Here is a 258-nt window from a genome sequence, read left to right as displayed (position 1 = left end):
GTCACCGAAGATCAGGTCGTCGCCGCCATTGCCGAACAGCATGTCGGCACCGGCACCGCCGTGGATCTCATCATTGCCCGATCCGCCAGAGGCAACGTCGTCGCCGTCACCACCCGACAGCACATCGTCGCCGTCCTCGCCGCGCAGCACGTCGCTGCCGGCATCCCCCGACAGGATGTCGCTACCGCCGCCGCCCAGAAGCACGTCGGCAACCGCACCACCGAGCAGAACATCCGCCGCAGACGTGCCGATCAGCGT

Annotated in this window: 1 protein-coding gene; it reads right to left on the bottom strand. The window is 67.8% G+C overall.

Annotated elements, in window-relative coordinates:
- Positions 1 to 258: calcium-binding protein (locus AC1Q80_RS30940; RefSeq protein ID WP_492362957.1), on the bottom strand; the 258-nt coding region annotated here is incomplete at both ends.

The sequence above is a fragment of the Ensifer sp. GW823-FHT05D09 genome (genome assembly GCF_058795755.1).
The sequence above is the reverse complement of the archived record's forward strand: the minus strand, read 5'-3'. Positions and strand labels throughout refer to the sequence as shown.